The sequence below is a fragment of the Streptomyces pseudovenezuelae genome, assembly GCF_029892565.1.
GTDB lineage: Bacteria > Actinomycetota > Actinomycetes > Streptomycetales > Streptomycetaceae > Streptomyces > Streptomyces pseudovenezuelae_A.
The window spans coordinates 784161-796612 of sequence record NZ_JARXVH010000003.1 but is presented as its reverse complement, the minus strand read 5'-3'; the positions used below and the strand labels follow the sequence as shown (position 1 = coordinate 796612).

The 12452-nt window shown below is 70.5% G+C and carries 11 protein-coding genes and 2 tRNA genes; 4 read left to right on the top strand and 9 right to left on the bottom strand.

Translation table 11 applies throughout. The features are described 5' to 3' along the window. Window positions 1–100 precede the first annotated feature (100 nt). The 4 genes from M2283_RS12700 to M2283_RS12685 form a co-directional block, all read right to left on the bottom strand. Window positions 101–1183 (bottom strand): PP2C family protein-serine/threonine phosphatase, encoded by a 1083-nt coding sequence (locus M2283_RS12700; protein WP_432423059.1) that lies wholly within the window; start codon window positions 1181–1183, stop codon window positions 101–103. Window positions 1184–1321: 138 nt separating this feature from the next. Further along, window positions 1322–1395, bottom strand: a tRNA-Met gene (locus M2283_RS12695). A gap of 52 nt (window positions 1396–1447) precedes the next feature. Then, on the bottom strand, window positions 1448–2569 hold the full coding sequence (locus M2283_RS12690; RefSeq protein ID WP_280876282.1) for an alginate lyase family protein: 1122 nt from the start codon (window positions 2567–2569) through the stop codon (window positions 1448–1450). A gap of 212 nt (window positions 2570–2781) precedes the next feature. Next, window positions 2782–3912 (bottom strand): dihydrofolate reductase family protein, encoded by a 1131-nt coding sequence (locus M2283_RS12685; RefSeq protein ID WP_280876223.1) that lies wholly within the window; start codon window positions 3910–3912, stop codon window positions 2782–2784. Window positions 3913–3993: 81 nt separating this feature from the next. Between M2283_RS12685 and M2283_RS12680 the strand changes: the two genes are divergently transcribed. Then, complete coding sequence (locus M2283_RS12680; RefSeq protein WP_280876222.1) at window positions 3994–4518, top strand: MarR family winged helix-turn-helix transcriptional regulator; 525 nt, start codon at window positions 3994–3996, stop codon at window positions 4516–4518. Window positions 4519–4633: 115 nt separating this feature from the next. Then, window positions 4634–5275: a GTP cyclohydrolase II gene (locus tag M2283_RS12675; protein ID WP_280876221.1), complete on the top strand. Its 642-nt coding sequence runs from the start codon at window positions 4634–4636 to the stop codon at window positions 5273–5275. 28 nt (window positions 5276–5303) lie between these two features. Here M2283_RS12675 and M2283_RS12670 read toward each other — a convergent pair whose 3' ends face one another. Beyond that, window positions 5304–6458, bottom strand: coding sequence for a sensor histidine kinase (locus M2283_RS12670; RefSeq protein WP_280876220.1), 1155 nt, complete (start codon window positions 6456–6458; stop codon window positions 5304–5306). 219 nt (window positions 6459–6677) lie between these two features. Here M2283_RS12670 and M2283_RS12665 point away from each other — a divergent pair, with 219 nt between their 5' ends. Next, entirely contained in the window at window positions 6678–7895 is a 1218-nt protein-coding gene (locus tag M2283_RS12665; RefSeq protein WP_280876219.1) for an acyltransferase family protein, read from the top strand. Here M2283_RS12665 and M2283_RS12660 read toward each other — a convergent pair. Next, the gene (locus M2283_RS12660; RefSeq protein WP_280876218.1) at window positions 7892–8041 is read right to left on the bottom strand and encodes a hypothetical protein; all 150 of its coding nucleotides are present in this window, start codon (window positions 8039–8041) and stop codon (window positions 7892–7894) included. The genes M2283_RS12665 and M2283_RS12660 overlap by 4 nt on opposite strands. On the opposite strand from M2283_RS12660, the gene M2283_RS12655 reads away from it, so the two are divergent. Continuing rightward, window positions 8025–8297 carry a hypothetical protein gene (locus tag M2283_RS12655; RefSeq protein ID WP_280876217.1) on the top strand — a complete coding sequence of 91 codons (273 nt, stop codon included), beginning with the start codon at window positions 8025–8027 and terminating at the stop codon, window positions 8295–8297. The two genes, M2283_RS12660 and M2283_RS12655, sit on opposite strands and share 17 nt — an antisense overlap. A gap of 128 nt (window positions 8298–8425) precedes the next feature. On the opposite strand, the gene M2283_RS12650 is transcribed toward M2283_RS12655, so the two are convergent. From M2283_RS12650 to M2283_RS12640, 3 genes are all read right to left on the bottom strand, one after another. After that, window positions 8426–8498, bottom strand: a tRNA-Lys gene (locus M2283_RS12650). Window positions 8499–8659: 161 nt separating this feature from the next. Continuing rightward, the gene (locus M2283_RS12645) at window positions 8660–10222 is read right to left on the bottom strand and encodes an amino acid permease (protein WP_280876216.1); all 1563 of its coding nucleotides are present in this window, start codon (window positions 10220–10222) and stop codon (window positions 8660–8662) included. Window positions 10223–10285: 63 nt separating this feature from the next. Continuing rightward, the gene (locus M2283_RS12640) at window positions 10286–12385 is read right to left on the bottom strand and encodes an FG-GAP repeat domain-containing protein (RefSeq protein WP_280876215.1); all 2100 of its coding nucleotides are present in this window, start codon (window positions 12383–12385) and stop codon (window positions 10286–10288) included. Window positions 12386–12452 lie beyond the last annotated feature (67 nt).

Below are 12452 nucleotides of genomic sequence, written 5' to 3'. Positions count from 1 at the left end.
AAACGGGCGAGTTGACCACGGCCGGGAATGCACCCGGGTGTTGACGGCATGTCAGCTGTTGTGCGGAGGGCGCCCACCCGTTCACCGACCGTGACAACGATCAAGGACGGCGTACGGCGAGCAGCGCCATGTCGTCCTTCGTGCCGTCCCCGGTGTACCGCCGCACCTCCTCGGCGAGCGCCGCGAGCAACTGCGCGGGCGCCCCGAACACCCGCCCGCCGAGCCAGACCGCCGGATCGAAGAACCGCCCGCGCGCGTCCCGCGCCTCGGACAGCCCGTCGGTGTACAGCAGCAGCGTGGCCCCGCTCGCGAACCCGCACTCCTCGGCCCGGTCCGGCCAGGCCCCCAACTCCCCCATCCCCAGCGGCAGCGCGGGCACACGCGCGTGCAGCGTGCGCACCGAGCCGTCCGCGCCAAGGAGCAACGGCGGCGGATGCCCACGGTTGAGAATCCGTACCGTCCCGTCCCCGTGCGGGAGTTCGGCGAGTACGGCGGTGGTGAACCCCTCGATCACGTCGAGCCCCTCGCGCCGGGTGCCCTCGCGCGCGAGCGCCCGCTCCAGGCGCTGCGCGACCGCCTCCAGCGTCGCCTCCTGCTCGGCGGCCTCCCGGAACGCCCCGATCACCACGGCGACGGCCGCCACCGCGCCCATCCCCTTGCCGCGCACGTCCCCCACCACCAGCCGCACGCCGTGCGGGGTGTCCTGCACGGCGTACAGGTCACCGCCGATGAACGCGTCCGCCTGCGCCGCCTCGTAGCGGGCCGCGATGCCGAACCCGCCGATCCGCTCGGCCGGTTGGGGCAGCACGGCCCGCTGGGCGGCCTCGGCGATCTCGCGCTGCGAGGCGAGTTCCTCCCGGCCGCGGCGGACGAGGAGGTTGATGAGCACGGCCAGCACGGCGACGGTCACCACGGTGACCAGCTCGGTGATCGCGTCGATGTGCGTGAGGATGCCGAGCCTGGCGTGGACCACGAGGACGACCGCCACGGTCGCGAGGCCCATGAGGACGGTCCCCCGGCGCGAGTAGAGCGGGGCGGCGACCAGCGGGGTGGCGGTGAACAGGGGCGCCGCGGTGAACTCCGACGGCGTGAAGTAGTCGTAGAACGCCCCGACCACGAGCAGCAGCACCGGCAGCATGCGGGCGAAGGTGCGCGCGTACGAGATCGGCCCCTCCTGGTCCACGGTCCCAGGTTTCCGGGAGCGGGGGCCGGGGGCGAGCCGGGTGGGCCGATCGGGGAACGGGGGAAACCCGGAGAGGGAGAACCGGGAAAACACTCAGGGCCTGAATCCAGTGACTGGATTCAGGCCCTGAGCCTTTAGTAGCGGGGACAGGATTTGAACCTGCGACCTCTGGGTTATGAGCCCAGCGAGCTACCGAGCTGCTCCACCCCGCGCCGTTGTGTTCACTACTGTACGCCATTCGCGGGGCAGGAGTTACCAGGCTGGTCAGGCCGCCGGGTTTCCGGCGTGGGTCAGGGTCTCCCAGGAGACGAAGAGATCGTCGGTCCCGGCCGGGCGGGTCTCCTCGGCCAGCTTGTGGGCGGCCGGGACGGAGACGTGGAGCCGGTCCTCCAGGTGGTTGAGGGCGACCTCCAGGTCGGGGCCCATGTTCCGGTCGACCTTGCCGCCGCACAGCCAGGCGGGCGGGTTCTCGCCCAGCTGGTAGCGGGCGTGGAAGGCGAGGGCCGCCTTCAGCCGGTCCTTGACCTCGCCGTACAGGTCGACGCCCTGGTGCCAGGCCGTCTCGGCGATGTGCGCGGTGGCGGCGAGCGAGTAGCCGACGTGCTTGAAGTTGCGGCAGGTCTCCTGCGCGACGCCGTCCTTGTACGTCCCCTGCTTGAACCAGTACGTCGTCAGCTTCTGCGGCGTGTTCATGGTCGAGCCGGCCGGAGTGAGCGGCACCTTGCCGTCCTTCTCCAGGTAGAAGTAGGCGGGCACGCGGTCGCGGAACCGGGCGAGGGCGGCGTCGAAGGCCTTGTGGTCGTTGGTGAAGACGGCGATGCCGATCGCCGCGTCGGTCATCGCGAGGTCCCAGTTGCCGTTGTAGTCGGGAAGCTTCTCGGTGACGAGCGGCTGATACGCCGTACGCAGCATCTTCTCGAACCGCGCGACCCGGTCCGCCGGCCACCCCGCGCCCGGCGCGTACCGCACGATCTCCGCCGCCCGCGCCCACGTCGACCCGGCCCACGCGGTCTGCAGCCCCGCGTCCTCCTCGGAGTGCCGCTTGATCCTCGCCGACCAGGCGTCCATGATCTCCCGCGCCTTCAGCGCGTGCTGTTGCTTGCCGGTCACGCTGTACAGCAGCGCCTGCGTGTACGCGGCGATCGCGTCCTGCCGCTCCTCGACACACCCGTGCGCGACCTTGCCGCCCCAGGGACAGTCGACGTTCTCGTACGGCTCCGGCCGGTACTTGTACGACCCGTACTTGCTGTCCCGCATGTCCAGGAACGCCTCCAGCCACGGCTGCTTCCCGGCGGTCACGTTCTTTCGTACGGTGTCCAGCTGCGCCTTGCTGACGAGTACGCCGGGGTGCGTGAACGTGGCGTCCGGGGGCAGGGCGCGGGCCATGGTGCGCGTACCGGTGTCGGCGGTGCCGCACGAGGCGACGGTGACGGCGAGCAGGGGCGCGATCACCAGCGCCGCGACTCTTCTTCGAACTGACCTCACTGCCACCAGTACCTCCGCGTATGTCCGTCCGGGTCACTCGCAGAGTGACCCTTCGGGGAGGTGGGCGCAGGATCTGTTGGGCCGATCGGACCGAAAGGGCGCCGGCGCAGAGGTCAGCCGAGGAGGTGGCCGTTGGGTGCCTTCGCCCGCTCCTCGTACTCCGGGAGCACGACCACCTCGACACCCTCCGCCGCCAGCAACCCGTTCCCGTCCGCCCCCTCCACGAACGTGTCCGGCTCCCTCCAAGCCGTCACCACACGCCGTACGCCCGCGTCGAGGATGAGCCGGGCGCAGGGCTTGGGGCGGGAGGCGCGGTGGGCGCAGGGTTCGAGGCTGCTGTAGATCGTGGCGGAGGCGAGGCGGGGGTCGGCGGGGGCGAGCTTGGCCAGGGCCGCTTCCTCCGCGTGGACCACCGGGTCGTCGGCCTCGCGGGAGTGGCCGCGGGACAGTTCCGTGCCGTCGGCGGCGACCACGACCGCGCCGACGCTGAAGGCGGTGCGGGAGGGCGGGCAGTGGGTGGCCAGTTCGCAGGCGAGGCGGAGCCAGTGGTGGTCGGCGGCTGCGGGGAGGGGGCCGGTGCCGGGGGCGGTGGGCTCGTAGCGCATGAGGACCACGTCCTCGATCTGCCGGGTTTCGAGGAGGCGGAGGCGGCCGGGCGGATAGGGGCCCGGGCCGAAGAGGCGGGGCGCGGTCGGGGTGCCCACGAACAAGGGGGACAGGACCAGGTGGATTTCGTCCGCGAGGCCCTGCTGGAGGAGCTGGGTGTGGATCGTGCCGCCGCCCTCGACCATGAGGCGGTCGATGCCCCGTACCTCGTGGAGGTGGGTCAGGAGTCGGCGCCAGTCCAGGTCGGGGCCCAGTGGGACGACGTCGGTGGCGAGGCCGAGGGTGTGGGCGTGGTCGGCGCCCTTGTCGGTCGTGTAGAGGAGCTTCTCGGCGCCCGTGTGCCAGAAGTTGGCGGCCGGGTCGAGTTCGCCGGTGCCGCTGACCGTGACCTTGAGGGGGTACTCCGGACGGCCCGAGGCCACGCGGGCGGCGCGGCGCCCGGGCGAGTTCACCAGCAGGCGGGGGTTGTCGGCGCGGATCGTGCCGGCGCCGACCAGGATCGCGTCGACGGACGCCCGTACCTCGTCGACCCGGTCGAAGTCGGCCGGGGACGAGAGCAGGAGGCGCTCGGGGCCGGTGTCGTCGAGGTAGCCGTCGAGGGAGACGGCGGCGGACAGCAGGACGAACGGGTGGGGCATCGACGCGCTCTCTCTACGAGGCGGGGCTCGGTACACGAGGCGGGGCTTGGTTCAAGTTTGAAACAAACCTACACTGGTCCCATGACGACTCGCTGGCTCACTCCCGAGGAGCAGCGCGCATGGCGCGCGTACATCGCCGCGACGCACCTCCTGGAGGACGCGATCGACCGGCAGCTCCAGCAGGACGCCGGCATGCCTCACCTGTACTACTCCATCCTGGCCAACCTCTCCGACGTACCGGACCACCGGCTGCGGATGACCGACCTCGCCGAGAAGTCGAAGATCACCCGGAGCCGGCTGACGTACGCGGTGACCCGGCTGGAGAAGGACGGTCTGGTACGGCGCGAGGGGTGCCCGTCCGACAAGCGGGGCAGCACCGCGGTGCTCACCGACGCCGGTATGGCGACCCTGGAGCGGACCGCTCCCGGGCACGTCGAGACGGTCCGGGCCGCCGTCTTCGACCATCTCACCCCGGAACAGGTGGGTCAGCTGGAGGAGATCAGCACGGGCATCATGCGGGCGCTGGAGGGTGACGGGACCGAGGCAGCCACGCGGGAGGACGTCCCATGGCGCCGCCGCTCGTCCTCGTCCTCGCCCTGTACGTGACCCGTCCCACAAATCTGTTGCTTCAAATTTCAAGCATGAGGTAGGGTCCGTGACCATGGATCTGCTTCAGTTTTGAAACAGATCGGCATTCGTCCACCGGACCGGGAGAACCCGCATGACTGACTTCCCTGCCGCAACGCCGCGCTCCCGCGTCCGGGTCCCGCTGCGCTTCCACGACGGCTACAGCGTCGACGCCGAACTGGTCACCTTCCACGGCCTGACCGACGGCCAGGAACACGTAGCGGTCGTCCTGGGTCAACCGGCCCCCGGAGCAACGCCGTTGGTGCGCCTGCACTCCGAGTGCCTGACCGGTGACGTCTTCGGCTCGGCCCGCTGCGACTGCGGCCCGCAGCTGCGCGAGGCGGTGGAGCGCATAGCCGACCGCGGCGGGGTCCTGCTCTACCTGCGCCAGGAGGGCCGGGGCATCGGCCTCTACAACAAGCTCGACGCGTACGCCCTTCAGGACCAGGGCCTGGACACGTACGAGGCGAACGCCGCCCTCGGTCTGCCCGAGGACGCCCGCGACTACACGGCGGCGGCCCAGATGCTCCAGTCCCTGGGGATCAGCGAGCTGGACCTGCTGTCCAACAACCCTGACAAGGCCGACCAGTTGCGTTCTCTCGGCATCTCCGTCCGCGACCGCGTCCCCACCGGCGTCTTCACCACCCCGCACAACGTCCGCTACCTGCGCGCGAAGGTCCTGCAGACCCACCACACGCTGCCGCTGGGCCAGTTGACGGAGCTCAGCGCGGGCTGAGCCCGCCCTTCCGCCCTTCCTCCCAACGTCACCACACGCAGGGCAGCCGGACCTCGATCACGGTGGGTCCGCCGACCGGGCTGGACAACTCCACGGTCCCGTCGAGCGCGGCGACCCGCCGGCGCATGCCGAGCAGCCCCGAGCCGCTCGTCTCGTCGGCGCCGCCGCTCCCCTCGTCGGCCACGCGCACCCGCAACCCGCGCTTCATCCGGGCGAGTTGGACCGAGGCCCGGGGCGAGCCGCTGTACTTGGCGGCGTTGGTGAGCGCCTCGGCGACGACGAAGTAGGCGGCGGCCTCGACGGCGGCCGGCGCCCGCACCCCGTCGTCCTCCAGCCGCTCCACCTCCACGGTCACCCGCAGCCCGCTGCCCGCGGCCAGCGCACGCACCGCGCCGACCAGGCCGCGGTCGGTCAGGATCGGCGGGTGGATGCCGCGGACGACGTTCCGCAGGTCGGTCAGCGCCTGCTCGGCCTGCGCCTGCGCCTCGTCCAGCAGCTTGCGCGCGGTGTCGGGGTCACGGTCGTAGGCGCGTTTGGCGAGGCCGATGCGCATGGACAGGGCGACCAGGTTGGCCTGGGCGCCGTCGTGCAGATCGCGTTCGATACGGCGCAGTTCGGCGCCGTGCGCGGCGATGGCGTCGGCGCGAGTGGCGGCCAACTCCTCCACCCGGGCGGCGAGTTGGGCCTTCGGCGACGGCTTGAGCAGGGCGGTCGACCAGTCGGCCTCCAGATCCGCGATCCGAACGATCAACGGCAACACGACCGGTGTCCGCCGCAGCAGCCCGCACCACACCCCGTCGACGACCAGCCCGACCGGCCACAGCGGCAGCGCGAGGAAGAACAGGGCACCGTAGAAGTAGTCGGCGACCATCCAGCGCATGTCCGTGAGAGTCCCCGGGTCGCGGACAGCCGCCCGAATCCGCTCCCGCACGGTCCCGGTGATCGGCTGATACGCCTCAGGGATCCGCTGCCCGGTCCACGCGGCCGTCATCCCCCGCTTGGCCCCGGCGATCCGCCGGATGAGCAGCACCGTCTCCGGCAGCAACCACGCCCCGACCACCGCGAGCGTGCCGACGGCCGTGATGAGCAGCACCGTGATGAATATCCACAGGCCGAACGCCATGAACGCAGCGAGGAAGAGATGCCCTGTGGCCCGGGCGGCCTGCCGCATCGATTTCCCCATGGGGCAACGCTAAGCGACGGGGGTGGGGGGCGCGGTGTAGCGGGCTACACCATTTGGGCTGGTGGAAACCCCTGGCGGGAACCCTCCTGACCACGGCGCCCCTGACCCTCGTGGCGGCAAGCTCTCGTGCGACCCCCGAAACCGCCGTACGCGCCCATTGAACTCCTCGCCCAATTGCGACGTATCAGTCACTGTGGGTGGCGCCGAGCCGAGGGTTCGGTGCCGAACGAAGGGGGCCCAGCGATCTCACCGGAACCGAGCCGATCCGTCAGCACGCTCGACTCACCCGTAGTCCCGGCACGGGAGCGGGAGGACACGGCAGAAGTACGGGTCCCCCGCCACGTACCGGGCCTGGACGGTCTGCGCGGCCTGGCCGCCCTCTACGTGGTCCTGTTCCACTGCTGGCTGCTGGCCTTCCCCGGCTTCCCGCGCAACTCGGGTCCGTCCTGGCTGGGTTGGCTCATGTACGGCCGCCTCGCCGTCGTCTTCTTCCTCGTCCTGTCCGGCTTCTCCCTGGCGATCTCCGCCGCCCGCAACGGCTGGCACCCAGGCGGCACCGCCCGTTTCCTGAGCCGCCGCGCCTGGCGCATCCTGCCGCCGTACTGGGCGGCCCTCGTACTGAGTCTGGCGGTCGCCTACTTCATCGTCCCCGCCTCGCACTTCGGCCCGCCGACCCTCAAGACGGTCGTGGTCTACGGCCTGTTGGCCCAGGACGTGGCCGCGGCACCGACCCCGAACGGGGCGTTCTGGTCGATCGCGGTGGAGGCGGAGCTCTACCTGGTCTTCCCCGTGCTCCTGTTCATCCGGCGGCGCCTGGGCGCGGTCGTCCTGGTGACGGGCGTGACCCTGCTGGCGATCGCCCGCGGCCTGCTGGCGGCGAACGCGAACCCGGTCGAGGGCATGAACTGGCTGACCCCGAACCTCGCCCCGGTCTTCGTGGCCGGCCTGGTCGGTGCCGGAATCGTCGTCGCGCGGGAGCGGATCCGGCGGCTGCCGTGGCACTGGCTCGCCGCCCTGGCCGCCGTACCGCTGCTGGGCGTTGTAGCCGTCAAGGGCTCGACCTGGACGGTGAGCCACTACTTCTGGGTGGACCTGGCCGCGGCCCCCGCCATGACGCTGCTGCTCGTCGCGGTCGCCACGGGCCGCCCTGTCTCCCTCATGCGCCTGCTGTCCACCCGCGCGATCCGCAGCCTCGGCGACATCTCGTACAGCCTCTACCTCATCCACCTGCCGATCGTCATGATCGCCGTCCGCGAGATCGCTCCGCGGGTCGTCTCACCCGGCCTGCCGACCTTCGCCCTCACGGTCCTGCTGAGCGTGCCGGCGTCGCTGGCGACGGGATGGCTGTTCGCGCGCTTCTTCGAACTGCCGTTCAAGCGGAATCGGTCGTGGACGGCGATGCGGATCACCAGGCCGGCCGAGCAGCGCGACAACTAGCTCGTCGCCGAGGCCTTGGTGGGCTTGCCGGGCTTGCTGGGCTTGCTGGGCTTGGCGCAGAGGGCGTGGTCGAGGAGAGCGCCGGTCGCGCGGTTGAGGGCGACGAGGTCCGGCGGGGCGGTCGTGGTGGTGAGGGAGACGGTCACCGCGCGGCTCACCGGCGAAGGCGGAGCCCTTCACGCGGCCCTTGCGCCGGCCGACCGTGTCCAGGCCCGTTCCCGCGACGCCGTCCACGTCACGAAGCGGATCGTCCAGGACACCCGCGGTCTCGACGACCACACCGCCTGCACCGTCCAGGACCCCCTCGGTACACCCGTCTTCGCCACCACCGCCACCACCGCCGCCGCGGCCGAAGGCGCCCACGCGTTCACCGAGAAACGCCCACCGGCCTGGCACCGGTGAGAACGTCAGGCACCACCGGTCCTGGCCGCCCCCTTCGCGGTGCGGAAAACGAAGCGGCGCCCGACCCGACCGAAGTCGAATCAGGCGCCGCACAGCAGGTCAGAGGTTATGTCCCCGCCCACCACCGGTAGGCCCTGTGGGACTCGAACCCACAACCAATGGATTAAAAGTCCACTGCTCTGCCAATTGAGCTAAGGGCCCAGGCGATGTTGCCTCCCCGAGCATAGCCGGACCCGGCCGCGTCTCCGATCGGGTATCGGAGACACGGCCGCGTCGGCGCGGAAGATCGGCGACAGATCGCCAGAAGACCGACAGAGAACGGACACAGGACCGGCCGAAGCCCGCCCCGTCCCGGCTCCCCCCTACGAATCCGCCTTCCCCACAGACCCCCCGCCCCGAGCCGCCACCCGCGCCGCCGTCCGCTCATGGTCCGGATTCAAGAACCAGTGCCGGGCCGAGACCTGCCACCACCCCCACGCGAACCCGAGCACCACCAGCACAGCGACCGGCGCGTAGTTGAAGGTCTCCCAGGTGACCGGCGACACCTGCGGAAGCATGAAGAGGATCGTGATGACGGCGACCCACACCACCGACACCACCCCGATGACCCGCGACCAACGTCCCAGATGCCACGGCCCCCGCTGGAAGTCCTCGCCTTTGCGCAGCCGCAACAGGGTAGGGACGACATACGCGATGTAGAGGCCGATGACGGCGATGGAGGTCACCGCCGCGTACGCCGTGACGTTGATCAGGTACGGCAGGCCCAGGACCAGCGCGCCGCCCGCCGCCAGCCACACCGCCGCCACCGGCGTCCGCGTCCGCGGGCTCACCGTGTGCCAGACCCGCGAGAACGGCAGCGCGCCGTCGCGTGAAAAGGCGTAGATCATACGGCTGTTGGCCGTCACCGAGGCCATCCCGCAGAACAACTGCGCCCCGATGACCACCAGCAGGAGCAGCTTGCCCGCCGTCGCGCCCAGCGCGTCCAGCAGGATCTGGGCCGGCGGCGCACCCGTCGCGGAGCCGAGCTCCTTGTCGTAGTTCTGGATCGCGTAGGTGAAGCCCAGCAGGAGGACGAAGCCCGCTATCCACGACGTCCAGATCGAGCGGACGATGCCCTTCGGGCCCGCCGTGGACGCGTCGTGCGTCTCCTCCGTCATGTGGGCCGACGCGTCGTAGCCGGTGAAGGTGTACTGCGCCATCAGCAGGCCGAGCAGGACCACGTACACCCCGCTGCCCCAGCCCGTGTTGTTCACGAACTGCGTGAAGACGAAGGACGTGGACTGGTGGTGGTCCGGTACGAAGGCCAGCGCGCCGACGATGAGGCCGACACCCAGCACGTGCCACCACACGCTGACACTGTTGAGGATGGCGACGATGCGGACGCCGAAGGTGTTGAGGAGGCCGTGGAGGATCAGGATGCCCGCGAAGAGCAGGACCGTCCGGCCCGGCGTGACCTCGAAGTCGAACTGGAGGTTCAGGTACGCGCCCAGGAAGGACGCGGCGCCGAAGTCGATGCCGGCGGTCACCGCGACCTGACCCAGCACGTTGAACCAGCCCGTGAACCACGCCCAGGCGGCCGCGGTGCGGGGTGGCGCGAGCCGGTGCGCCCAGAAGTACAGGCCCGCCGACGTCGGATACGCCGAACAGATCTCGGCCATCGACAGGCCGACGAAGAGGGTCATCAGGCCCACGGCCACCCAGCCCCAGGTGATCACCGCCGGGCCGCCCGTGTTCATGCCGAACAGGTACAGCGTCAGACAGCCCGACAGGACCGAGATGATCGTGAAGGACACCGCGTAGTTGGAGAACGCCGACATCCGGCGGGCGAGAACCTGCGTGTAGCCGAGCTGGGCAAGCCGTTCCTCGTCCGAAAGACCTGAGTCCGTTTGGCCCGAGTGCCCACTCGCTATGGCGTCTTCTGTCATGCCCCCAGCAATTCCCACACCGGGGGCGTGACACACGTCACAACTTGGCTAGAAAGTGGCCCTCTAGAAAAGACCCTTGTAGCCCTTCCACCCCGTCGCGATCTTCACCCGCGCCGCGAACGACCCCTTCCCGGTGCCGGTCTGGCGGTACAGATTGCCCGCCGTGTCCCGCACGACCAGGTCGTTCTTGCCGTCCCCGGTGATGTCGCCGACGCCGACGACCGCGTTGTACGTCGCCCCCCAGCCGGAGAAGACCTTCACCCGCTCCTTCACCTGACCCGCCCCGGTGCCGTCGTACCGCCAGAGCGTGCCCGACTTGTCCAGCGCCAGGACGTCCCCGAAACCGTCGCCGTTCAGGTCACCGGCGCCCACGATCTTCTTGTACGTCGACCAGGTCCGGATCTTCACGCCCGCCTTCAGCTTCCCCGCACCGTTGTTGGCGAAGAGATAGACGTCGCCGGTCGAGGTCTTGCGGGCCAGCAGATCGGTTCGGCCGTCGCCGGTCAGGTCGCCAGGGGCGGTGAGGACGTTGTACGCGTTCCAGCCGGTGCCCAGCGAGGTGTGGCCGCTCGACGGTGCGTACGACCCCCCGCACTTGCCCGCGTAGCGGCGCAGTTCGCCGTTCGGCATCCGGACCAGCATCTCGGCGCACCGGTCGCCGCCCATGTCGCCGAACGGCACGGCCACCGTCCCGGCCGGCCAGCCGGACGCGGAGTCCTTGAAGTCGAAGGTGCCCTTGCCCTTGGTGTACTGCAGGGTCAGGCCGCCCGCGGAGTTGAGGGTGACCAGTTCGCCGTAGCTGTAGCCGGCCTGGTCGTGGAAGCCCTGCAGGCCGCCGTTGAGCCCGAAGGCGCCCGAGGTCGTGTACGAGCCGCTGCCCTCGGTGGCCTTGGCGGTCAGGGTCCAGGTGTAGGCGCCGTTGTACGCGTACGTCCCCGCGTCCGTCTTCCCGGTCCACTCGGCGTCGACCGCCGCGCCCGTACCGGTCTGGGTGTGCACGGCCCGGCCCAGGTGGTCCTTCACCGTGAGGGTCCAGGCGGCGGGCTTGCTGAGCTGCCAAGTGCTGTTCCAGAAAAGGTCCTTGGCGTGTACGTAGTCGCCGGCCACCTCGGACTCGATCGCCGCCAGCGGCTGCGACGGCACCCCGCTCTGCACGACGTGCACATCGTGGTCGGCGTCCACGTACGCGATGTCCCCGCCGAACTTGTCAACGGACCAGGTCTGCCGCCGCTGGTCGGCGGTGTTCCCGGCGGCCAGGTCGGCGATCTCCCGCACTGCCGCGGCCGTACCGGTGTGGAAGTCGGTGAGCAGCAGCTTCCCGGCGGTGCGGTCGTGCCGGACCAGATAGCCGTCGCCGACGAGCGCGGGCCCGGACGGCACGGTGATCTTCTTCTTCGCCGTACGGTCGTAGACCCCCGCCGCGCCGGTGGCACCGCAGTTCCAGTAGACCCAACGGCCCACCACCTGCAGCTCCTTGACCGTGCAGGGCGCGCCCGTGGCGAGCGTCTCGACGGTCTTCTTCTGCTCCAGGTCGTACGCGGTGACCGTGCCGGCCCCGGAACCCGGCGTGTACAGGCGCGTTCCCCACACGGAGGCGGCGGTGATCGCGCGCGTCCTGCGCACGTCCTGGCTCTGGTACGGCTGGGTCGAGTCGACGTACTGCTTGCCGGTCGAGGCGGCGTCGTAGACGAAGTAGCGGCCGGTGCCGTCCACGAACCGGCCGCCGGTCACGCCGGGTTCCTCGGCCGAGTGGTAGGTCGTCGGGCTCAGATGGACCTGCGCGTACTCCTTGCCGCCCTCGACGAAGAAGTAGCCGACATCGCCGTTCCCGGTCCCCCGCAGCGGCACGCAGGAGCCGGCGTCGCAGGGCACCCGCTGCACGTGCACGTCGGCGGCGAACGCGTCCACATAGCCACGGGACTCGTACGCGCCCACCGTCGAACCGTCCGCGGAGACCGGCCGGTTGAGCACGAACTGGTAGCCGCTCGGGGCCACCTCGACCGTGGTGAGCACGCCCCCCGCGAGGTCGATGCCCCATACGCCGTCGGTCCGGACGAGTGCGGGCGTGGTGTCCGCGGCCGCCGGGCCCGCGGTGGTCAGCGAACCGGCGCCCAGAGCGGTCAGAGCCGCAAGTGTGAGCGCGATCCGGGCAGGCCGGGTCAAGTGTCCCCCCAGGACAGTCATAGAACGTCAAAGAAAGTCAGAAGAGCAAAAGGATAGGGCCCGTACG